Genomic DNA, 22,305 nt, shown 5'->3' with positions numbered 1-22,305 from the left:
TGCCTAATGAAAGCTCAAGCCCGCCATATTCTGGTGAAAACCTCGGAAGAAGCCGAGCAGCTCAAACAACGCATCGCCAAGGGCGAAGCCTTCGATGTGCTGGCCAAAAAGTACTCCACCTGCTCGTCCGGCAAACGCGGCGGCGATTTGGGTGAGGTGCGGCCGGGGCAGATGGTCGGGGTGATCGACGCGGTGATCTTCAAGAAACCGCTGCGAGTGGTGCATGGGCCGATCAAGAGCAAGTTCGGGTATCACCTGGTGCAGGTGTTTTATCGGGATTGAAGCCGTGATGACCAACCTGTAGGAGCTGCCGAAGGCTGCGATCTTTTGATCTTGTTTTTGATTTTAAAGATCAAGATCAAAAGATCGCAGCCTTCGGCAGCTCCTACAGGGGGATTGTTTTTCAGGTTCTGGGAATCAGTGCTCCAGGCACTTGAATCACTCGACTCGCCAACTGATGCCCCGCCTCTGCAGCCTCGACCGGGCTGCCACCCTTGAGCCGACTGGCCAGGTACGCCGCACTGAACGAATCCCCCGCCGCCGTGGTGTCCACCACGCGCTCGACCTTCTGCGCTGGCACTTCGAACGACTCGCCATCACAGCGAATCAAGCACGCCTCGGCGCCACGCTTGAGCACCACTTCCGGCGTGCCGATCTGCGCGTAGGCTTCAAACACCGCGTTCGCATCGGAGAAGTGAAACAGCGCCTGTTCGTCATCGACGGTCAGCAACGCCAGGTCCACGTACGGCAACACACCGCGATACGCCGCCCGAGCTTCTTCCAGCGAGGCCCACAAGCGCGGTCGGTAGTTGTTGTCGAACACGATTCGCGCATCCCGCTGCCGGGCTTCGATCAAGGTTTCCAGTAACTTTTCCCGACCTTGCTCGCCCAGTACCGCCAGGGTGATGCCGCTGAAATACAGCACATCGTAATCCGGCAATGCCGCCAGAATCGGTGTGGCCGCCGGGGTGGTGAAGCAGCTGCGCACCGCCGCTTCGTTACGCCAGTACAGAAAACGGCGCTCGCCGGCGGCGTCGGTCTGGATGCAGTACAAACCCGGCAAACGACCGGGCAAGCGCTGGACCATTTCCAGCCCAATATTCTCGGCCGCCCAGCTCTGGCACATGGCGTCGCTGAAGCTGTCATCGCCCAGGGCGGTGACGTAATCCACTGTGCCGCCCTCGCCCAGTTCCCGGGACAGGTAGACGGCGGCGTTCAAGGTGTCGCCACCGAAGCTTTGTTGCAGGCTGCCGTCGGGGCGCTGCTGCAACTCGATCATGCACTCGCCGATCAGCGCGATGCGCGGGGTGTTGGGGCCGAGGGTGTTGATGGTGTTCATGGGTGTGGGGTTCTCTGGTGTTTCTTTGTTGTCTGGTCTGGCCCTTTCGCGAGCAGGCTCGCTCCCACATTTTGGAATGTATTTCCCTGTGGGAGCGAGCCTGCTCGCGAAGGCCTCACCTCAGTTTCAGGGCTTAGAAACAGGTGTCCATGGTCTCAATCACCTGCAACTGCTCGTCCACCAGACACCCCGTGCGCCACTTGTCGAACGTCAGGCACGGGTGCGATGTGCCGAACGAAATGATGTCTCCAATCCGCAATTCAACCCCGGTTGCCACGGTCATGAACGCGTGCTGGTCCATCACCGCCGTCACTTTGCAGGCGCTGACATCATCGCCTACCGCCGGAATCACACCCGCCTTGTAACGCAACAACGGCACTGGCAAACCGGCGTCGTACGCCACGTCGCGCTTACCGAGGGCGATCACCGCAAAGCCCGGTTCCGGCAAGGACTGCACGTGCGCCCAGACTTCCAGCGCCGGGCGCAGGCCTTCGTGCAAATCGCTGCGACGGTCGAGCACGCAGCATTGCGCTTCTTTGTAGATCCCATGGTCGTGGGCCACGTAACTGCCGGGGCGCAACACGCTGAGGAAGCGGCCACTGGCGTTCTGGGCTTCGAAGGATTCGGCGATCAGGTCGTACCAGGCCGAGCCCGAAGCGGTGATGATCGGCTTGGGAATCGCGAACGCCCCGCTGTCCTGCAACTGCACCGCCAGACGCACCAACGAAGCGGCGAACTCACGGATGCCACTGACCGCGTGATCACCGTGAATCACGCCTTCGTACCCTTCGATACCGGTCAACGCCAGCGCCGGTTGCGCAGCGATGGCCTGGGCCAGCGCCACCACTTCGGCCTCGGTGCGGCAACCGCAGCGACCGCCGACCACACCGTACTCGATCATCACGTTCAAGCGCACGCCACGGGAAGCGAAGTACGCACCGAGGTCGGCGACGTTGTCCGGGTGATCGACCATGCAATGGAAGTCGAAGGTCGGGTCCGCCAGCAGATCAGCGATCAATGCCATGTTCGGTGTGCCGACCAGTTGGTTGGCCATCAACACGCGGCGCACGCCATGCGCATAGGCCGCGCGGGTCTGGGTGGCGCTGGCCAGTGTGATGCCCCAAGCGCCAGCGTCGAGTTGGCGGCGAAACAGCGCCGGGGTCATGCTGGTTTTGCCATGGGGCGCCAGTTCCGCGCCGCTGTTGCGTACGAACGCTTGCATCCAGCGGATGTTGTGTTCCAGCGCTTCACGGTGCAGCACCAGCGCCGGCAAGCTGACGTCGCGCACCAGATGAGCACCGGTGTGCGCGAAGCCTTTATCTACGGCGGCAGTCGTTTCGGCAGAAGACATGTTCGAACTCCTTACATTCGCGGCCGCAGGCAGCCGCTGTTATTCGTTGATCCGTCGGGCCAGGTTGTTGGCGCTGTCGATCAGTACCCGACGATAGTCGTTGTAATTGTTCTTGGCATCCGCCCGTGGGGCGACGATGCACAGGGTCGCAATGGCCACGCCGTTGGGGTCTTTGACCGGGGCGGCGAAGCAATGGGTGAAGGTGTCAGCGACGCTATCGAAGGAGAAAAACCCGTCGATCCCGGCCTGGCGAATCTCCTGGAGAAACGTTTCCAGCGGCAGGCGTTCGCCGTTGGGCAGGATGAAGTCGTCGTGGTCGATCAGGTCGACGATTTCGTCGTCGCTCAAGTGCGCCAGCAACAGGCGCCCGGACGCGGTCCAGGGAATCGGTGCGTTTTCGCCGATGTCCGAGGAAATGCGGAAATGCCGCTCGCCCTCTTTCATCAACGCCACGGTGTATTTGCGCCCGTTGAGTAGGCACATCTGCGCGGTCTCACGGGTCTGGCTGACGATTTCCTGCAAGGCGTGATCGGCCTCGCGGGTCAGGTCGAAATGGCGCAAGTGCGCCTGCCCGAGGAAGTACAGCTGACGGCCGAGGTAGACGTGACCGTCCTTGCCCACGGGTTCGAGGATGCGGCGTTCGAGCAGCGAGGCCACCAGCTCGTAGACCGTGGATTTCGGGCTGCCGATGCCACTGGCGATTTCGTTCGGGCGCAGGGGCTGGCCGATTTCCTTGAGGAAATCGAGGATATCGAACGCCCGGTCCAGACCACGTGCCCGGCGCTTGATGGTGTCTTCGGTCATGTCATCAGTTCCCATAAAAGTGCCGGGAGTTTAACCAGAGTACGGTGGTGACTGTTAGGGCGCCTTCGCGGGCAAGCCTCGCTCCTACATGAAACCGCATTCCCCTGTAGGAGCGAGGCTTGCCCGCGAAGCAGTCACCGCACATCTCAAGCCTTTTTCTTGTACGCGATGCAGTCAATCTCAACCTTGCAATCAACCATCATGTGCGCCTGCACGCAGGCCCGGGCCGGGGCGTGTTCGGGTTTGAAGTACTCGGAGAAGACCTTGTTGAAACTCGTGAAATCCCGCGGGTCCTCCAGCCACACGCCAGCACGCACCACGTCTTCCAGGCCATAGCCGGCCTCTTCGAGAACCGCGATCAGGTTCTTCATGGTCTGGTGGGTCTGTTCGACGATGCCGCCAGTGATGATCTCGCCGTCCAGCGCCGGCACCTGCCCGGACACGTGCAGCCAGCCATCGGCTTCAACGGCGCGGGCGAAAGGACGAGGCTGACCACCAGCGGCGGTGCTGCCGGTGCCGTAACGAGTAATGCTCATGAGTGTTTCTCCTGCTTGAAAATTCTTTTGAAAAAATCAGAAACGCGTGTTCTTGAGAAATTCCGCCAGTCGCGGCGATTTCGGGTGTTCGAACAATTCTTTCGGCGGCCCCTGCTCTTCGATCCGGCCCTGATTCATGAAGACGATCTTGTCCGAGACTTCGAAGGCAAAACGCATTTCGTGAGTCACCAGCAACATGGTCATGCCTTCATCGGCCAGGCCCTTGATCACGTTCAGCACTTCGCCGACCAGTTCCGGGTCGAGGGCCGAGGTGACTTCGTCGAACAGCATCAGGCTCGGGTTCATCGCAATCGCCCGGGCAATCGCCACGCGCTGTTGCTGACCGCCAGACAACTGGCCGGGATAATGATCGCGTCGTTCATACAGGCCGACCCGCTCCAGCCATTTTTCGGCCAGCGCCACGGCTTCATCCTTGTGCAGCTTCTTGACCTTGAGCAGACCGAGGGTGACGTTCTGCAACGCGGTCAGGTGCGGAAACAGGTTGAATTGCTGGAACGCCATGCCGGTCATCGCACGATGGCGGGCGATGACTTTTTCGGCGTGACGCACGCGTTTGCCGTTGACTTCGTCATAACCGATGGATTCGCCGTCGAGCAGGATCTGCCCGCCCTGGAATTCTTCGAGCATGTTTACGCAACGCAGCAGCGTGGTCTTGCCCGAACCGCTGGAGCCGATCAGCGTCACGACATTGCCGCGCTGCATGGTCAGGTCGACGCCCTTGAGCACTTCAAGCTTGCCGTATTGTTTATGCAGGCCGCGAATGTCCAGCAGGGCCTGGCCGTTTGGTGCAGTAGAAGTCTGAGTCATGGCAAAGCCACCCGCTTTTCAATGTGCCGGCCGAGTAATTCGATGGCGTAGTTGATGACGAAAAAGAGGAAACCGGCGAACAGATAAAACTCGAGGGTCATGAAAGTCCGGGCGATGATCTGTTGCGTGCTCAGCAGCAACTCGGCCACGCCGATCACCGACAACAGGGTCGAAGCCTTGACGATCTCGGTGGACGAGTTGACCCACGTCGGCAAGATCTGCCGCAGCGCCTGGGGCAACAGCACGTAACCCAGGGATTGATAAAATGTAAGGCCGATTGCCTTGCTCGCTTCCATCTGCCCGCGCGGCAACGCTTGCAACGCACCGCGCACGATCTCGGCGACGTGGGAACCGCAAAACAGCGTCAGACCCAGGGCACCAGCCTGAAACGCGCTGATCTGCCAGCCCAATGCCGGCGCCATATAGAAGCAGGCCAGCACCAGCACAAACACTGGCGTGCCGCGGATCAAGTCGACGTAAAAACGAAACGGGGCGCGCATCCAGACATTGCCGTAAGTCAGCACCAGACCGGCGACAATGCCGATCAGCGTACCGAGCAAAATCGCCAGCGCCGAACACTGCACGCTGGTCAGAAAGCCTTGCCACAAGACTTCCCGCGCCACCCATAACTCGTGCAACCAACTCGGGGATTCGTACATGGGAGGCTCCTATCGGCGGATCGCCAGACGCTGTTCGAGGTAACGCAGCATCATGGCAATGAGGTAACAGGCCGCAACATAGAGCGCCGTGGTCACCATCCAGGTTTCAATCACCCGATAGCTCTCGACATTGATCTTGCGCGCGTAATAGGTCAGCTCCGGCACCGCAATCGCGGCCGCCAGCGAGGTGTCCTTGAACAGCGAAATGAAGTTGTTCGACAACGCCGGCAGCACGTTGCGCAGCATCACCGGCACGGTGACGTAGGCCTTGACCTGCCACTCGCCGAGGCCAATCGCCAGCCCGGCTTCGCGCTGCCCTTTGGGAATGCTCAACAGCCCACCACGAAACACTTCGGTCAGGTACGCCCCGGCATACAGCGACAGGGTGATGATGAACGAAGGAATCTTGTCCAGACGAATGCCCAGGCTCGGCAAGGCGAAGTAGATCAACAGAATCAACACCAGAATCGGCGTGTTACGGATCACCGTCACGTACACCGACGCCAGCACCCGCAATGCGCGATGCTTCGACAACAAAGCAAACGCCATCATCAGGCCGATCACGCAACCGATGGCGATCGACACCAGCGCCAGCTCCAGGCCCAGACCGAGCCCCGCCAGCAAACTGGGGAAATCGCGCCACACGGCGGCAAAGTTCAACTGATAGTTCATGGTCAGCAGTACCTTGAATGGGGCGCTATCACAGCCGCCCCGCTCATTTTAAAAATGGAAACGTCGCGAGCGAAGGAAAGACAAGGCGAAAACAGGCGAGAAAGCGGAGTTGGCTTTAGCCAATGAGCATTTCGAGTCTGTTTTCAACGCAGTATTTCTGCGCGCAGTAGTTTTCATTTGAATTCGACGGGGAAACCGATGGCTGGGGTGGGCAGATCGACACCGAACCATTGTTTGAAGGATGCCGCGTATGCCGGGAACTCAACGCCGGTCATGGCCTCATGCAGCGCGGTGTTAACGAAGTTCAGCCAATCCTGATCACCACGTTTGACGGCGCAGGCGTAGGTTTGCGGGCTCCAGGCGTAAGTCGGGCTGCGATAGCGGCCAGGGTTTTGCACCATCAGGTATTTGACCGAGGACTGATCGGTGGCAGCGGCATCCGCACGGCCGGAGTTCACGGCCTGGTACATCAAGTCGACGCTGTCGTACTGATCGACCTTGGCTTTTGGCAGCGCCTGGTGCACCAGCTCTTCGGCGTACACGTTCTGCAACACGGCCACGGTCACGCTTTCGCCAGCGGCTTTCAGGTCTTCGATTTCCTTGTACTTGCTGTTGGCGGGTAACAGCAGGCCGACGCCTTCGCGATAGTACGGCAGGGTGAACGCCACTTGCTGCGCGCGGCTGGCGGTGACGGTGATGAACTGGCAACTGATATCGACCTTGTCCGTCAGCAGGTTCGGAATCCGCGCATCGGAGGACTGCACCACGTACTCGACCTTGCTCGGATCATTGAACAAGCCTTTGGCGATCATGTGCCCGATGTCGATATCAAAACCCTGCAACTTGCCGTCCGCTCCCTGGAAATGCCACGGCGCGTTGGTACTGCCGGTCCCCACGATCAATTTGCCACGGGCCAGCACGCTATCGAGCTTGCTGTCCGCCGCCTGGGCAACACCCATGGCAGCAGCCGAAGCCGCGAGGATAAAAACACACGCTTTGAACAAGGAAGGTCGGCGATGCATGGCAAGCACTCCAGAGTGTTGTGTATTCCGTTATACCGGATATAGGTGTGTAACAACGGAATAGACAGCAGAAAGTGTGCCATAGGATGTGAAGCCTATGTTGGGAAGATTGAAAAGTGTTTTGAATCAGAGGGATGCGTGATGGGTGGGGAAACGCGTTACCGAACGTACTGAATAAGGGAGCGCTACCGTTGGCTACAGAGGGCGGGTAGTTGCACCACATTCGAAGCAAGGCGATTCAAAATGTGGCACAGGACAATCCGCAAGGACGGGCCTGTGACACCTGTAATTTCTGACAGTAGACCCACCTTCCGCCCTCCTTTAACGTCAACGAGCCTTCGATGATCGTTGTAAAAAGGAGATTTCAATGAGCTCGACCACCACCCCCACGGCGTTGGCCCCGACCTACCGCAAAGCCTTGCAAACCTGGCGCCCGGTGATTCTGTACTTCGGTAATCAACACTGCCCCGCTTGTGAAGAGGCCGGGCCGGTTTTTCGTGAGATTGCCGAGACGTATCGGCATCGGGCGGACATTTATATGTTGAACACCACCGAGTCGCCCCGGCATCCGAATGTCACCGGGACGCCGACAGTGCTGTTTTACAAGGATGGGAAATTGCTGAAGAAGCTTAAGGGGATTGGGACTGCGCAAACGCTGGTGGCGGATTTCGTGACGCATATCGGCAAGGTGAAGCCACGTTATGCGCCTCGAAAACCGAGACATGATTTGGGCTGGTTGCGGCGGACGTTGCGGGGGCTGTGTACGGTGGCTCGGGCGCGTTAGGTGGGCAGGGTTTGAGTGATTGGTCGCCTGGTAGATCGCCTTCGCGAGCAAGCCCGCTCCCACATGGGATCGGTGGCGTACACAAATAATGTGCTCGCCGCGGATCCAGTGTGGGAGCGGGCTTGCTCGCGAAGAGGCCCTCAAACCCAAGGCAAAATTACCCGCTGATACGTACCAACAACACCCGCACCACCCGCCGCTCTTCAACCGCCATCACCGTCATGCTCCAGCCATCCCGTTCATGCCGGTCGCCGATCATCGGCAACCGATCCAACACACTCATCACCAACCCGGCCAAAGTCTGGTAATCGTCGGTAGGTTCAGCACCGAACCCCGTCAACTGCCGCACCCGCGCCAGGCTCAATGCGCCGCTGACCACGAACCCGCCCTGCTCTTCAACCACATCCGGGCCTTCGATCTCGCTGGCATCCGGCAGTTCGCCGGCAATCGACTCGAGAATGTCAGTCATGGTCAGCACGCCGACGAAGTCACCGAATTCATTGACCACGAAGGCGATGTGAGTCGAGGCTTGGCGCATTTGCTCCAGAGCATTGAGGATCGAGTAGCTGTCCAGCAAGTTGATCGTCTGGCGCGCCAGGTCTTCAAGTTCCGGGTTGTTGCCGGCCAGGTACTCTTTCAGCAGTTCCTTTTTATGCACGAAGCCCAAGGGTTCATCCACCAAGCCATCGCGAATCAGAGGCAAACGCGAGTAGGAAGAGTGCATCAGGCGTGTACGAATGGTCTCGGCATCGTCGGCCAGATCGATGTGATCGACGTCAGCCCGCACCGTCATCAGTGTACGAATCGGCCGCTCGGCCAGTTGCAGCACGCCACTGATCATCACCCGCTCACGGCGGTCAAACAGAGCTTCACTCGGCGCCTCGCCGTTATCCAACAGGTCGGCAATCTCTTCGCCGACCTCTTCCACCGCCAACCGGCGACCACCGAGCAAACGCATCACCGCATGCGCCGTGCGTTCGCGCATCGGCCGCAAGCCCTGCATGGAGCGCTTGCGCCGGGCACGGGCGATCTGGTTGAACACCTCGATCAGGATCGAGAAACCGATGGCCGCGTACAGGTAACCCTTGGGAATGTGGAACCCCAGGCCCTCGGCGGTCAGGGCGAAACCGATCATCATCAGGAAGCCCAGGCACAGCATGATCACGGTCGGGTGTTCGTTGACGAAGCGGGTCAACGGCTTGCTCGCGACGATCATCAGGCCGATGGAAATGATCACCGCGATCATCATCACTGCCAGCTCATCGACCATGCCCACGGCGGTAATCACCGCGTCCAGGGAAAACACTGCGTCGAGCACCACGATCTGCGCCACGATCGGCCAGAACATCGCATAAACAGCATTGCTCGCCCGTTGGCCGACATGCCCTTCAAGGCGTTCATGCAGTTCCATGGTGGCCTTGAACAAGAGGAACACACCGCCGAACAGCATGATCAAGTCACGCCCGGAGAAGCTTTTGTCGAATACCTCGAACAGCGGCTGTGTCAAGGTCACCAGCCAGGAAATACTCGCCAGCAAGCCAAGCCGCATCAGCAACGCCAGGGACAAACCGATGATCCGCGCACGGTCGCGCTGATGCGGCGGCAACTTGTCCGCCAGGATCGCGATAAACACCAGGTTGTCGATGCCCAGCACCAGCTCCAGCACGATCAACGTCAACAAGCCCAGCCAGGCGGTGGGGTCAGCTATCCATTCCATAAAAAAGTCTCGATCTGTTCAGCGAATTCAGAATGCCGGGCACGGCAAGGTGCGGCGCGAGTGCCGTGGGGTTGTAGATACAGAAATAGACAGAGGTCGGAAAACCGGGTGTTTGAGGTGCGTCAGAATTGCGCAGATGCGCGAGATGAAGGGCTGACTGGGAGGCTCCGAGAGGGTGTTCATGTAAGTCCTGAAAGGAAAAAGGACTTGGAGCGTACAGGCGAAAGAGATAATTCCTACAGAGGTAAATCATTACAAAATCTGTGTAACGTGATGTTCGAACCGTTGCTGAACACAGTTTTCGGAGATCGCGAGCCAGCGCGCGGCAGCAGGCAGCCCGTTAAAACGTGATGAGCCACCCACATCGTGCCAGACTCGTGCCGGTCACTTTCGCAATCAAATCTGGTCAAGCACCTTCCAGGTCTTGGGCCCCACGATACCGTCGGGAACCAGCCCATGGGTACGCTGTAATTCACGCAAGGCTGCTTCAGTCTGAGGTCCGAAATAACCATCAGCCGCTATCGCGCACTTGCTTTGAATCTGCCTGACAAGGTCGCCGATAGCGCCTCGTCGCAAAGTCGGTCGAGCCATTGCCAAACCATCTTGTGGAGCTGTTTCAACGGCGGGAATCAATGTCGGCATAGGCGTGACCCCGTTCATGATCGCGGAAACCGCGCTACGAAACGCCGCCATGTCCAGCGTCGGGTCCGACTTGCGGTGTGGGGCGTATTCTTTGTGTCCGGCGCAGAAGTCAGCACTGCGCCCGACCTGCTTCAAAATGGCCGCCACACCTCGCTGATAACTGTCGACCTGAACCGCAGGCCAGTTTGCATCGTCCGACAGACCGGTGTTTTCAGCTTCGATACCGATAAAGTTCGTATTGCCGGTGGTGATGCCTTTCCACTCGCCTTTTCCGGCGTGATTGCATCGCCCGGCCGCAATAACGTAGAACGTCCCGTCCCGACCCAACCCCAATTGCGAAAGAGGCCCGGGCAAGTCATTGCGACCGTTGATGAGCGTTGCCAACGTCGGCATGTTGCCGCGCCGGGCTCCCGCAGTGTGATGACAAATGACGCCATCAATGCCGCCCATCTCACCCCGTCCGCGATCACGCCAACCATCCACCAATGCCACTTTCAAGCCAGCGCTTTGCAGTACGTCCGGTAACCAGATCAATGAATAACTCATGATGCAACGCCTCCCATGGAAGGTGGAAGGTCCTCGTCGTGGGTGCTTGAAAGGCACTGGCCATCGCAACCGTCCAGTTCATCGTGACCATCGTCGTTAATCGCTGTGGTCGTGGCCGGCAAAACCGCCGGCGCCTCCACGATGCTCAAGCGCAGCGGCGCTGAAAGTCCTCCGCCGGGAGCCGGATTGAAGACCGTGAGCAGCAATTCGCCTTGTTTTGCCAGCTCATCAGCGAGAAGGCACACGGACAGTTGTGTCGCGTCGATATAGTCTGTCCGCCGATTGTTGCCGTTGACCTTTATCACCGAACCCTTGATGAAGCCCGTCCCTTTAAGGACGACAACGGTGTCGCCAGACTTCGATATCACCTGGGCAGGTGTGATCGAAGACAAGCCCGGAACCGGGCTCTCCAGATCATCCTTACGCTTGGCATCTCCACCGCCAACTGAAGTCTTGAACAACGTATCAAACACTTCACTGAGTTTGTCCGTCGCCTGTTTTGAGAACATTCCCGCCATACTGGCCAGTGCCGCCACACCGTAGAAATTTACATTGCCTGCATCACTGCTGGTCGTCAGCAGACCGGCTCTAAGCGTCATATAAAGAATGATCGCCAGCGCCATTCCGATAAAGGGCTTGAGTATGTACCACCACATCCAGTTGGACGTGAGCTTTTCGTTACCCACGAAGTCACCAAACGAGGTAGCCGTATGAACAAAACTGCCAAGGCCTCCCGCCGCCATGACCAACATGATTAATCGCGCTTCAACAGGCACTGAAAAACAGGTCTTGAACACAAAGCATATGTCTTGGGCGGCCGCATCGACGCCCGAGGTCGGGACATGCGCTGGCCATAACACCACCAGCATATACGAGAGCACCAGGGCAAACACGATCAACCCTAACCCCAGCGCCTTGACTTGCAACCCGGAGGGCCTTCTGGACTTGCGCGTTGCATCATCTACATTGGGTTGATCCGCCGCATTCAGAACATTGGTTTCATCATTTCCTCGAGCCATGAGAACTCCCGGCGATAATGCCAAGTAAGTTTTAGTCATCGACGCATACGAGAAAGCGAAAAGTTGGTTAAGGTCTCTTTACCCGTTACACAACCGGACCTACTTGTCCTTCGTTACACTTAACATAGCCCGTAATTAATTCCGCGCAAACTGCAACCCAACACTAAAAACAACTCAATATCCGATTACCCAAACTCAACTGTTTCAGCAATAAAACAAAGCAACTCACAAAACTTACAGCAGTGCTTAACGCGCAAAAAAAGTGTTAAGCAAGACATACAGTGTTGTAACAAAAACCGACACATCATAAAAAATTTGAGACAACTACTTCCCCGGCCATTTTTGTTTTACCCGTTCGATATACCTCTCCACGGCTCGCGATTTTTCAAACCGCCGATAAATCAGCGACAACCACGAACTCGCCGCACACGCCTCGATCTCCCGATACACCACCCCGGGCAACCCGACATGCCCGACCACCGACTCCGGCACCACCGCCACGCCCTGCCCCAGCGACACCAAGGCAATCAGCGCGACCAATCCGCCCGGCTGCGCCCCCAGTTTCGGCGCAAATCCGCCCTGGGCCGCGACCTGCAAAGTGCCGTTGATTTGCTCCGGCAGGACAAAGGTCTCGTTTTGCAAATGCGCCGGGCTGATCTGCGGCAAGCGGCACAGCCAGGATTCGCTCGACACGGCGAGCACAAAACCCTCCGCATCGAGCCGAATCGCCTCCAGCCCTTCGGGCAAGGTCATGGGTGAACGGACATAACCGATATCGAAACGTCCCTCGATCACCAGGCCCGGCAACGCCGCCATCGGACTTTCCCGCACATTCAGGCTGACGTCCGGGCACTCGCGGTTAAAGGCTTGCACCTGTTTTTGCAAAAGCCCCGAGTACACCGCCGAGGCCACGTAACCGAGTTCGATATGGCCGATATCGCCACGTCCGGCACGTTGCGCATTGCGCTGGGCGAATTCGAACTGGCGCACCGTGGCCTCGGCCTCGATCACCAACGCGGCGCCGGCTTCGGTCAGGCTGACTTCCCGTTGCTGGCGCAGGAACAATCGCGTGCCGAGTTCTGTTTCCATGTCTTGGATCTGCCGGCTCAAAGTCGGCGGCGCGATGCCCAGTTGTTCGGCGGCGCGGGTGAAATTGCGCTGCCGGGCAACAGCCAGAAAGTAGCGGAAATGGCGTATGTCCATCGCAGGATTAGCTCAAAGGTAATGAAGTCTCGACTGGCAGCTAACAAAGCCTGATCGTCACCGGGATAAGCTTTCGCTGCACCCACAGTAGAGAGCCGAAACCATGTCCGTCAAACACCTTACTCAAAAGGCAATCTCCTTATGAATCGGGTCAGCCCACGCCTGACACTGCTGACCGCCTCCGGGGTGTGTTCGCTGATTGTCCTCGACACCAATATCGTCGCCGTCACCCTGCCTACCATCGCCCGGGACCTGGGAGCCAATTTTGCCGACATCGAGTGGGTGGTCAGCGCCTACATGCTGGCGTTCGCCGCGTTGTTGCTGCCAGCGGGCAGCATTGCCGACCGCTTTGGCCGGCAGAAAACCCTGCTCTGGGGGCTGGGGATTTTCATCCTCGCCTCCCTCGGTTGCGGGGCGGCGCCCAATGCGCTGTTTCTCGACATTGCCCGGGCGATCAAGGGTGTTGGCGCCGCGCTGTTGTTGACGTCGGCGCTGGCCTCGATTGGCCATGCCTTTCACGACGAGGTGGAGCGAGCCAAAGCCTGGGCGTTCTGGGGCGCGTGCATGGGCGTGGCGATGACGGCCGCGCCGACGCTGGGCGGGCTGATCACCGAGTACATCGGCTGGCGCTGGATTTTCTACCTCAACTTGCCAGTCGGTTTGCTGCTGATGGCGATGGTCTGGCGCAACGTGCCGGAATCCCGAGACACTCAATCCGCCCGCCTCGACCCGTGGGGCAGCCTGGCCTTCAGTGCGAGTTTGTTGTGCCTGATCTGGGGCTTGATCGAAGCCAACCGTATCGGCTGGAGCAATCCCCTCACCTACGCCCGACTGATCGGCGGCGCTGTGCTGCTGGGGCTGTTCGTGGTGATCGAGCGGATGCAGCAGCGACCCATGGTTGACCTGCAATTGTTCAAGCATCCGCGCTTTATCGGTGCGCTGCTGGGGATGTTCGCCTATGCCGGTTGTGCCCAGGTGATGATGACGATGCTGCCGTTCTACCTGCAAAACGGCCTGGGGTTTTCGGCAATCGCCTCCGGGTTAGGAATGTTGCCGTTTGCCGTGACGATGCTGATCTGCCCACGCATCGGTGCTCGATTGGCGAGCCGCTTTGCCCCCGCGACCTTGATGGCGGCCGGGCTGACATTGGTCGGCAGCGGCAACCTGCTCAGCGCCTGGGCGGTCAACAGCGGCGGCTACTTGCCCTTCGCCCTGGCGATTGCCGTGACCGGTGCCGGCGCCGGACTGCTGAACGGCGACACACAGAAAAACATCATGGCCTGCGTGCCACGGGACCGCGCCGGCATGGCGTCGGGCATGAGCACCACGATGCGCTTCAGCGCGATCATGCTGGCCATCGGCGTGTATGGCGCGTTGCTGGCCAGTCATACTGAGTTGTTGCTGCGTAACAGCTTGTCGGGGCAATGGCTGGAGCAAACGCGCGGCATCGCCTCGCGGGTGGTGGCCGGGGATATGGCGGCGGCGCTGGGTTTGTTGCCGGACACCGCGCGCAGTGTGGTTGAACCGCTGGCGCGGCAGGCGTTTGTTGGCGGGTTCAGTTTGTTGCTGTTGGTTGCGGGGGGATTGGCGCTGCTGGGTGCGGTGGTGGTGGGTACGTTGATGCGTAATCCGATTCCAACGCCCTCGAAGCACTTGCCGGAAACGGCGCGGGTTTGACGGCATGATTCGATGTTGAATGGGAGGGCCTCTTCGCGAGCAAGCTTCGCTCCTACAGGGGATTTGTAGCGGGCACAGAATTTGTGTTCGACAGGTGATCCCCTGTGGGAGCGAGCCTGCTCGCGAAGAGGCCCTCCATGCAGCGATCAGCGCGGCTGTTTGAACGACGCCATTACCCGTTCGGCATTCGCATCGCAGCCCATGCCTTCGGGTTTCGCCTGGATATCATCGATCACCGCCAGCAGCTTTGCCTTGCTCTGCGCGAGGTGCTGCTGCATTTCTTCGATCTGCTCGACTTTACGCGTCAGGCCCGCCAGCAGCTCGTCGTGTTTGAACTCACCGGTCGCCGCGTCCGGCATCAACAGCTTCAACTCTTCGAGGCTGAAACCGGCCTGCTGCGCGCACTGGATCAGGTACAGCGTCTGCAACACTTGCTCGGGGTAATGTCGGTAACCGTTGGCCCGGCGTTCGACTTTCTGGATCAAGCCCTGAGCCTCGTAAAACCGAATGCGCGACGGATTGAACCCGCTTAACTCCGCCAATTCACCAATCTTCATCTGCGCCTCATTTGCCTGCTTGACATTAAAGTTAACTTTAAGCTTAGCCTCCACGCATTACTGATGAGGAGTCAAGCCATGTCGCCCTTCCAAGCCTTGAATTTGCCCAACGGCCAGACCATCGGCAATCGCATTGCCAAAGCCGCGATGGAAGAAAACCTCGCGGACCGGCAACAGGCGCCTTCCGATGCATTGCTGCGCTTGTATCAAGCCTGGGCCGAGGGCGAAGCCGGGTTGTTGCTGACCGGTAACGTGATGATCGACCGTCGTGCTATGACCGGCCCCGGCGGCGTGGTGCTGGAAGACGAGCAGCATCTGGAACGCTTCCGCCAGTGGGCGACGATTGGCCGGGCTGGTGGCGCGCAGTTCTGGGTGCAGCTCAACCATCCGGGGCGCCAGACCATGGCCAATCTTGGCCAGCAAGCCTGGGCACCTTCGGCGGTAGCGCTGGATCTGGGCGGGTTCTCGAAGATGTTCGCCGAGCCTAAACCGATGTCCGAGAGCGATATCCAGGAGGTGATCCAGCGTTTCGCCACCAGTGCGGCGCTGGCGGAAAAATCCGGCTTCACCGGGGTGCAGATTCACGCGGCCCACGGCTATTTGCTCAGCCAGTTTTTGTCACCGCTGACCAATCGCCGCACCGATCAATGGGGCGGTTCCCTGGAGAATCGTGCTCGCCTGCTCCTGAATGTGGTCAGCGCCGTGCGCAACGCGGTGTCGCCGCAGTTCTGTGTGTCGGTGAAGCTCAACTCTGCGGACTTCCAGCGCGGCGGCTTCGATGCCGACGATGCCCGGCAAGTGATCCAGTGGCTCAACGAACAGCGAATCGACTTGCTGGAATTATCCGGCGGCAGCTACGAAGCTCCTGCGATGCAAGGCGAAGCGCGTGATGGCCGGACCTTGGCGCGAGAAGCCTACTTTCTGGAAATGGCTGGCGAACTGGCCAGTGTGGCGCGCATGCCGGTGATGGTCACCGGCGGTATCCGCCGTCTGGCGATCGTCGAACAAGTCCTCGACAGCGGCATCGCCATGGCCGGGATCGGCACCGCGATGGCGGTTGAACCACAATTGGTCAAACACTGGCGTGAAGGCAAGAACAGCCACCCGCAACTGCCGCCGATCCACTGGAAGCGCAAACCCCTGGCCGCACTGGCGACCATGGCGGTGGTGAAATTCCAGTTGCATCGCCTGAGCCGTGGGCACCAGCCCCGCCCTCAAGTCTCAGCCCTGTGGGCGTTGATCCGCGACCAGATCTACATCGCCCGACGCACCCGCCAGTACAAACAGGCGATGGCCACCTGATGCGGGTAGCCGCCGCCATACCTGCGTTCGCTCGTAGCAGCTGTCGAGGCACGAGGCTGCGTTCGGCTGCGAAGCAGTCGCCAAACCTGAGCACGCGGTCTTCCTGACACACCGCATCGTCTGATTTCACGACTGCTGCGCAGCCGAACGCAGCCTCGTACCTCGACAGCTGCTACAACCCCGACGCAGGCTCGTGCGTTGACAGCTGCAACGAAGCGCGCGTTTGGCGAAGTAAGCGTAAATCGGCGTGAGTCATGGGTGCCGTTGAGTTGTCCTCTTTTAACCCCGAGGACAATTCATCGATTACTGGAGCACCTCATTCATGGCGAAAATCACCATTGCCCAGCAACTGGCAACCACCCTTGAACAGGCCGGCGTGAAACGCATCTGGGGCCTGACCGGCGATAGCCTGAACGGCCTGACCGAAGCCCTGCGCACCATGGACAGCATCGAGTGGATGCACGTGCGTCACGAAGAAGTCGCGGCGTTTGCCGCCGGGGCTGAAGCCGCGGTCACCGGGGAGCTGGCGGTGTGTGCCGGCAGTTGCGGGCCGGGCAACCTGCACTTGATCAACGGGCTGTTCGACTGCCACAAGAATCATGTGCCGGTGCTGGCCATCGCGGCGCAGATTCCTTCGTCGGAAGTCGGCCTCGACTACTTTCAGGAAACCCATCCGCAGGAACTGTTCAAGGAGTGCAGCCACTTTGTCGAACTGGTCAGCAACCCGGCGCAGATGCCGCAAGTACTGCACCGGGCGATGCGCAGCGCGATTCTCAATCGCGGCGTCGCGGTGGTGGTGATTCCCGGTGACGTGGCGTTGCAGGAAGTCGAAGACAACCTCAAGCCGTGGCCGGCTCTGTCGAAGCCGCGCACTCTGCCCGCCCCGCAGGATATGGATCGCCTGGTCGAACTGCTGAGCCAAAGCAAAGCCGTGACCCTGATGTGCGGCGCAGGGACAGCCGGCGCTCACGATCAAGTGGTGGCGCTGGCCGACGCCCTCGGCGCGCCGGTAGTGCATGCGTTGCGCGGCAAGGAACACGTGGAATGGGACAACCCGTTCGACGTCGGCATGACTGGGTTGATCGGCTTCAGCTCTGGCTATCACGCGATGCTCAACTGCGACACCCTGGTGATGCTCGGCACCGACTTCCCGTATCGGCAGTTCTACCCCACCGACGCGACCATTATTCAAATCGACCACAACCCCGAAGCGCTGGGCCGTCGTACCGCGCTGGACCTGGGCATCGCTGCCGACGTCGGCGAAACCCTCGCCGCGCTGCTGCCGCGCCTGCCCTATCGCGGTGACCGGAGCTTTCTCGAATCCTCGCTCAAGCATTACGAGAAAGCGCGCCAAGGCCTCGATGACCTGGCCCAGCCTTCCGCACCGGGCCGGCCGATTCACCCGCAATACCTCACGCGCCTACTCAGCGAGTTAGCGGATGAAGACGCGATCTTCACTGCCGACGTCGGCACGCCAACCGTATGGGCGGCGCGTTATCTGAAAATGAATGGCAAGCGGCGCCTGCTGGGTTCGTTCAACCACGGCTCGATGGCCAACGCCATGCCTCAGGCGATTGGCGCCCAGGCTGCGTTCCCGGATCGGCAGGTGATTTCGTTGTCCGGTGATGGTGGTTTCAGCATGTTGATGGGGGATTTCATCTCTCTGGCGCAGTTGAAGTTGCCGGTAAAAATCATCGTCTACGACAACGCGTCGTTGGGCTTTGTCGCGATGGAAATGAAGTCCAGCGGGTTGCTTGATACCGGCACCGACCTGCACAACCCGGACTTTGCGGCTATGGCGAATGCCATGGGTATTCTGGGGATTCGCGTTGAAGAGTCTGAAGCCCTGGAACCGGCGTTGCGCCGGGCGCTGGCGCATGACGGGCCGGTGTTGGTGGACGTGATCACCGCGACCCAGGAACTGGCGATGCCGCCGACCATCAAGCTGGAACAGGCCAAGGGGTTCAGCCTGTACATGCTCAAGGCTGTGATGAGCGGGCGTGGGGATGAAGTGATTGAATTGGCGCGGACTAACTGGTTTCGCTAACCAGTAAGGACTGAGGCGCCCCATTCGCGAGCAGGCTCGCTCCCACAGAATTTGCGCAAAACCTGTGGGAGCGGGCTTGCTCGCGAAGGCGTCGTGTCAGTCAGCATTTATGTCAACTGACCCACCGCTTTCGCGAGCAAGCCCGCTCCCACAGGGGGAATTCTATCGACCAGAGAATCGCAACCTGGACAACTCCCGCAGATCCCCCGCCACATAATAATCATGGGTCCAGCTGTCATCCGCCGCCAACGGCGAGACCTCTTTCAACGCCAGTTTTTTCGCAAAATACCGAAACCGGTAATGCTCATAAAACCGCAGCAACTCCAACCCATAGCGATCCGCCAAATCCGTATCGCCACGAATGATCAGGTAGTTCTCGTCATTGCCATTACTCGCCGCCGCACTCAGGTTGTGGCTGCCGCTGATAATGGTCGGTGTATCGGTGGTGAAGTCGGTGACGATGGCTTTGGTGTGCACCAGCAGATTGCCCTTCTGCCCTTTCATGTTTTCCTTGAGCCAGCCTTCCAGCCCGGTGTTGAGCAGCGCCGTGGCGGCGAATTCGGCGCTGCGGTCGGCGTGGAAACCGGTGATGCGGCTGACCGTATTTTGCAGGCCGTAGCGCAGGATGTCGTCGTGGGGCTGGCCGAGCAACGCGTTGAGGATGTCGTCGGGCAAGGCGAACGCGGTGACGAACAGGATGTCCTTTTTCGCGCCGTTGATGATCTCGACAAACTCTTGCAGGTCCCCGCGGCCGCTGCGCGGTGAAAATCCGGCGAACAGCGGTTGGGTCGGGTCCATCGGGTTGTTCTTGGTCAGCCAGGTGCGCGTCGCACCGACGTCCGCCGGGTTGGCCCACACCTCCTCGAAAGTCTGCAAGTAACTGGCGCCGACCCGCGCATCGTCCAGCACATGCACCACGTTGGCCTGGCGGTAGACACCGTTGGGCGTGAAGTTGGTGCTGCCGCAAAGCACCGCTTGCGGCCGATGCTCCCCGCCCTCCAGTTTGCTCAGGACGATGAATTTGTCGTGGAAGATGTTGTGGGTGACTCGTCCGCGCTTGTTCGCCGCCGGGATTTTTTCCAGGCTGGCCTCGTTCATCGTGGTGTCTTCATCGTTCGGTTGCGCGTGATACAGCACCCGCACCTTGACCCCACGGGCGAACGCGGCGTTCACCGCATCGACGATCGACTGCAATTGATACTCGTAGATCGCAATATCCAATGCCCATTGGTCGTCCACGGCACGCTGGATAAACCCCAGCAAGCGTCCGAGCAATCCGTTCTCGAGCCAATTCTGCGCCGCGATCGGCCAGGCTTCGATGGGCAGGTTGCGGTTGACGCTGATCTGCGCATCCAGCTCGGGAAACTTGCGCTGGAACGCCTGGCTCGCCGCCACCGCGCGGTTGAAGATCACGCTCTGGTTGTGCGGCAGGCCGTCGTCGGACGTGATGCTCAGTTCGAGGCATTCACCCAGCTGCGGCGCATCGGGTGTGCCGTAGGCCAGATGGACGCGGTAATGCATGGTCGTCCCCGGATTGACCGCGTAATCGGCCCAGCGAAATTTCTGCAGCGGCGCGATATCGCTTGGGGTGGCGTGGTATTGCGGGAATGTATGGACCTTGCCGGGGAAGCTCAGGCTGTTGAACAGGAACAGCCAGGGTTTGTTGCCTGACTGTTTCTCGATGGCAAACCCGAGCAAGCCTTTGCGGCGAGGTTCGGCCAAGTCCATGGCCAACAGCACGCCGTTGGTGCCGGCGTAGGCTTTGACGCGGAAATCGTCCTGAAGGTTAGCGGCTAGAACGCGCATGGTTCACTCCTGTGAAGATCAAAAGATCGCAGCCTTCGGCAGCTCCTACAGGTCAGGCGTACGCAACAATCAATGTAGGAGCTGCCGAAGGCTGCGATCTTTTCGGCCCGCTACACATCATCGATATGCCGGTACTCTGCCTGTAACTCGCTAGCCAACACCTTAGCCCGTCCCAGCCGAATCGGCCCGCGCTCGATATCAATCAGCAGCCCCGGACACGCCAGCACCGGCAACCCCGGCCATGCCTTCAAGCGCCCATCGGTCACCAGCAACAAACGCTGCTGTTCCGCCGGAAAGCGCTTCTGCCGAGCGGCCAGCCACTGCCCAGCTTCATTCAGCGCCGCGAGCATCGGCGTGCCGCCGCCAGCGCCCAAACCATCCAGCCAGGTGCGCAAACCGCTGGACGCCTTCAAACCTTGGACCTGCCACTTCGGCGCATTGCCGCTAGCGGTCAACAGTGCCAGCCGCGCACGTTGGCGGTAGGCGTCATCGAACAGTTGCGCCAATAAACCCTTGGCATCGCTCAATGCCTGATGGCGTCGGGTCGAGGCCGACGCATCGACGATCACCAGCCATAGTTCGTGGGCCGAACGGGTGCGCAGATGAAACAGCAAGTCTTCATGCTTACGCGGACGCCCGTTGAGCAAGGTGCCCGGCCAGTTGATCGAGCCTTGCGGGGCTGCGCGACGTTTACCTTGGCGGCCATTGTCCAGCCGTCCGGCGCGGGGTCTGGCATTCGCCCCCGCGTCAGATCGAGGGCGAATGCCTAGGGCTTTTTTGGCCAGCTCGGCACGTCACGTCGGGCGCCGACCGGCAGCGCCTGTGCGGGCATTTCACCCCACTGGCCCTGGCCTTCGCTTGGGTTGGAGTTATCGGCGGTCGGTGACTGTGGCGTTTGTTGCGGTGGCGCGTGAGGATGTTCGCGACGCCGATGGCGCAAGGCAAACTCGGCGACCGCATCGATATCTTCCTCGCTAATTGCGCTTGCCCCGCGCCAGGCCGCGTGGGCACGAGCGGCGCGCAGCCAGACCAGGTCGGCGCGCAGGCCATCCACACCGGCAGCAAAGCAGCGCTCGGTGATGTGTGCGAGTGCGGCGTCGTCCAGCGGAATGTTCGCCAAGGCATTGCGCGCCTGCTGGCAACGTTCGCGCAGTGCGTGTTGCTGACTTTCCCATTCGGCGCAGAAGCCTTGAGGATCACTGTCGAAATCCAGGCGCCGACGGATGATCTGACCACGCTCGGCGGGCGCAGTGTGGCCGCTGAGGGCAACGTTCAGGCCGAAGCGATCGAGCAGTTGCGGGCGCAGTTCGCCTTCTTCCGGGTTCATGGTGCCGATCAGCACGAACTTCGCCGAATGCCGATGGGAAATACCGTCGCGCTCGATCAGGTTGGTGCCGCTGGCGGCCACGTCAAGCAGCAGGTCGACGAGGTGATCGGGCAGCAAGTTGACTTCATCGACGTACAAAACACCGCCATCAGCCTTGGCCAGCACGCCCGGGGAGAACTGCGCGCGACCGTCACTCAGGGCGGCGTCGAGGTCGAGGGTGCCGACCAGACGTTCTTCGGTGGCGCCCAGGGGCAAGGTGACGAATTGGCCGCTGGCGAGCAGGTCCGCAAGGCCACGGGCCAGGGTGGATTTGGCCATGCCGCGCGGGCCTTCGATCAGCACGCCGCCGATTTTCGGGTCGATGGCGGTCAGGTACAGGGCTAGCTTCAAGTCATCGGCGCCGACCACGGCGGAGAGGGGGAAATGCGGGGTGTCGGTCATCGTTGATACTCGGTCATGGTCGGGGT

The 22,305-nt window shown here is 59.9% G+C and carries 21 protein-coding genes; 5 read left to right on the top strand and 16 right to left on the bottom strand.

The annotated features are described in order from the left end of the window. Window positions 1-6 precede the first annotated feature (6 nt). Entirely contained in the window at window positions 7-282 is a 276-nt protein-coding gene (locus LOY68_RS14165; protein WP_265045332.1) for a peptidylprolyl isomerase, read from the top strand. Window positions 283-403: 121 nt separating this feature from the next. On the opposite strand, the gene LOY68_RS14160 is transcribed toward LOY68_RS14165, so the two are convergent. From LOY68_RS14160 to LOY68_RS14125, 8 genes are all read right to left on the bottom strand, one after another. Then, window positions 404-1,339, bottom strand: coding sequence for a sugar kinase (locus tag LOY68_RS14160; RefSeq protein WP_265045330.1), 936 nt, complete (start codon window positions 1,337-1,339; stop codon window positions 404-406). A 133-nt stretch (window positions 1,340-1,472) separates the two neighbouring features. Beyond that, window positions 1,473-2,690: an amino acid deaminase gene (locus tag LOY68_RS14155; protein ID WP_265045328.1), complete on the bottom strand. Its 1,218-nt coding sequence runs from the start codon at window positions 2,688-2,690 to the stop codon at window positions 1,473-1,475. Between the two features lie 39 nt (window positions 2,691-2,729). Further along, window positions 2,730-3,494, bottom strand: coding sequence for an IclR family transcriptional regulator (locus LOY68_RS14150; protein ID WP_163909852.1), 765 nt, complete (start codon window positions 3,492-3,494; stop codon window positions 2,730-2,732). A 146-nt stretch (window positions 3,495-3,640) separates the two neighbouring features. Next, complete coding sequence (locus LOY68_RS14145; protein ID WP_265045325.1) at window positions 3,641-4,030, bottom strand: RidA family protein; 390 nt, start codon at window positions 4,028-4,030, stop codon at window positions 3,641-3,643. Between the two features lie 36 nt (window positions 4,031-4,066). Further along, window positions 4,067-4,858, bottom strand: a complete 792-nt coding sequence (locus LOY68_RS14140) for an amino acid ABC transporter ATP-binding protein (RefSeq protein ID WP_054615006.1) — start codon at window positions 4,856-4,858, stop codon at window positions 4,067-4,069. Beyond that, complete coding sequence (locus LOY68_RS14135) at window positions 4,855-5,517, bottom strand: amino acid ABC transporter permease (protein WP_054046640.1); 663 nt, start codon at window positions 5,515-5,517, stop codon at window positions 4,855-4,857. Before LOY68_RS14135 ends, LOY68_RS14140 begins: the two co-directional genes overlap by 4 nt. 9 nt (window positions 5,518-5,526) lie before the next feature. Further along, window positions 5,527-6,189 (bottom strand): amino acid ABC transporter permease, encoded by a 663-nt coding sequence (locus tag LOY68_RS14130; protein ID WP_054046642.1) that lies wholly within the window; start codon window positions 6,187-6,189, stop codon window positions 5,527-5,529. A 173-nt stretch (window positions 6,190-6,362) separates the two neighbouring features. Continuing rightward, on the bottom strand, window positions 6,363-7,211 hold the full coding sequence (locus LOY68_RS14125; protein ID WP_265045321.1) for a transporter substrate-binding domain-containing protein: 849 nt from the start codon (window positions 7,209-7,211) through the stop codon (window positions 6,363-6,365). 367 nt (window positions 7,212-7,578) lie between these two features. Here LOY68_RS14125 and LOY68_RS14120 point away from each other — a divergent pair, with 367 nt between their 5' ends. Then, window positions 7,579-7,995: a thioredoxin family protein gene (locus tag LOY68_RS14120; RefSeq protein ID WP_265045319.1), complete on the top strand. Its 417-nt coding sequence runs from the start codon at window positions 7,579-7,581 to the stop codon at window positions 7,993-7,995. A gap of 157 nt (window positions 7,996-8,152) precedes the next feature. Here the strand turns inward: LOY68_RS14120 and LOY68_RS14115 are convergent, their stop codons facing one another. From LOY68_RS14115 to LOY68_RS14100, 4 genes are all read right to left on the bottom strand, one after another. Then, complete coding sequence (locus tag LOY68_RS14115) at window positions 8,153-9,712, bottom strand: TerC family protein (protein ID WP_265045318.1); 1,560 nt, start codon at window positions 9,710-9,712, stop codon at window positions 8,153-8,155. Window positions 9,713-10,108: 396 nt separating this feature from the next. Continuing rightward, the gene (locus LOY68_RS14110; RefSeq protein ID WP_163909848.1) at window positions 10,109-10,900 is read right to left on the bottom strand and encodes an N-acetylmuramoyl-L-alanine amidase; all 792 of its coding nucleotides are present in this window, start codon (window positions 10,898-10,900) and stop codon (window positions 10,109-10,111) included. Further along, complete coding sequence (locus LOY68_RS14105) at window positions 10,897-11,958, bottom strand: hypothetical protein (protein ID WP_265045317.1); 1,062 nt, start codon at window positions 11,956-11,958, stop codon at window positions 10,897-10,899. Before LOY68_RS14105 ends, LOY68_RS14110 begins: the two co-directional genes overlap by 4 nt. Window positions 11,959-12,243: 285 nt before the next feature. Next, complete coding sequence (locus LOY68_RS14100) at window positions 12,244-13,122, bottom strand: LysR family transcriptional regulator (RefSeq protein ID WP_265045315.1); 879 nt, start codon at window positions 13,120-13,122, stop codon at window positions 12,244-12,246. A gap of 141 nt (window positions 13,123-13,263) precedes the next feature. Here LOY68_RS14100 and LOY68_RS14095 point away from each other — a divergent pair, with 141 nt between their 5' ends. Then, window positions 13,264-14,799 carry an MFS transporter gene (locus LOY68_RS14095; RefSeq protein WP_265045313.1) on the top strand — a complete coding sequence of 512 codons (1,536 nt, stop codon included), beginning with the start codon at window positions 13,264-13,266 and terminating at the stop codon, window positions 14,797-14,799. Window positions 14,800-14,945: 146 nt separating this feature from the next. On the opposite strand, the gene LOY68_RS14090 is transcribed toward LOY68_RS14095, so the two are convergent. Beyond that, window positions 14,946-15,356: a MerR family transcriptional regulator gene (locus tag LOY68_RS14090; RefSeq protein ID WP_265045312.1), complete on the bottom strand. Its 411-nt coding sequence runs from the start codon at window positions 15,354-15,356 to the stop codon at window positions 14,946-14,948. Window positions 15,357-15,434: 78 nt separating this feature from the next. Here LOY68_RS14090 and LOY68_RS14085 point away from each other — a divergent pair, with 78 nt between their 5' ends. Together LOY68_RS14085 and poxB are read left to right on the top strand one after the other, a co-directional pair. Continuing rightward, on the top strand, window positions 15,435-16,658 hold the full coding sequence (locus tag LOY68_RS14085) for an NADH:flavin oxidoreductase/NADH oxidase family protein (RefSeq protein ID WP_265045310.1): 1,224 nt from the start codon (window positions 15,435-15,437) through the stop codon (window positions 16,656-16,658). Window positions 16,659-16,980: 322 nt separating this feature from the next. After that, window positions 16,981-18,705 carry a ubiquinone-dependent pyruvate dehydrogenase gene (gene poxB / locus LOY68_RS14080; RefSeq protein ID WP_265045308.1) on the top strand — a complete coding sequence of 575 codons (1,725 nt, stop codon included), beginning with the start codon at window positions 16,981-16,983 and terminating at the stop codon, window positions 18,703-18,705. Between the two features lie 162 nt (window positions 18,706-18,867). Here the strand turns inward: poxB and LOY68_RS14075 are convergent, their stop codons facing one another. The 3 genes from LOY68_RS14075 to LOY68_RS14065 all read right to left on the bottom strand — a co-directional run bounded on the left by LOY68_RS14075 (window position 18,868) and on the right by LOY68_RS14065 (window position 22,279). After that, complete coding sequence (locus LOY68_RS14075) at window positions 18,868-20,511, bottom strand: phospholipase D-like domain-containing protein (RefSeq protein ID WP_265045307.1); 1,644 nt, start codon at window positions 20,509-20,511, stop codon at window positions 18,868-18,870. Between the two features lie 110 nt (window positions 20,512-20,621). Continuing rightward, on the bottom strand, window positions 20,622-21,224 hold the full coding sequence (locus tag LOY68_RS14070; RefSeq protein WP_265045781.1) for a vWA domain-containing protein: 603 nt from the start codon (window positions 21,222-21,224) through the stop codon (window positions 20,622-20,624). A 53-nt stretch (window positions 21,225-21,277) separates the two neighbouring features. Further along, window positions 21,278-22,279 carry an ATP-binding protein gene (locus LOY68_RS14065; protein ID WP_265045305.1) on the bottom strand — a complete coding sequence of 334 codons (1,002 nt, stop codon included), beginning with the start codon at window positions 22,277-22,279 and terminating at the stop codon, window positions 21,278-21,280. Between the last annotated feature and the right edge of the window lie 26 nt (window positions 22,280-22,305).

Source organism: Pseudomonas sp. B21-053, from assembly GCF_026016365.1.
In the GTDB taxonomy this organism is placed as follows: Bacteria; Pseudomonadota; Gammaproteobacteria; order Pseudomonadales; family Pseudomonadaceae; genus Aquipseudomonas; species Aquipseudomonas nunensis.
This window is presented reverse-complemented; position numbering and strand designations above follow the sequence as displayed.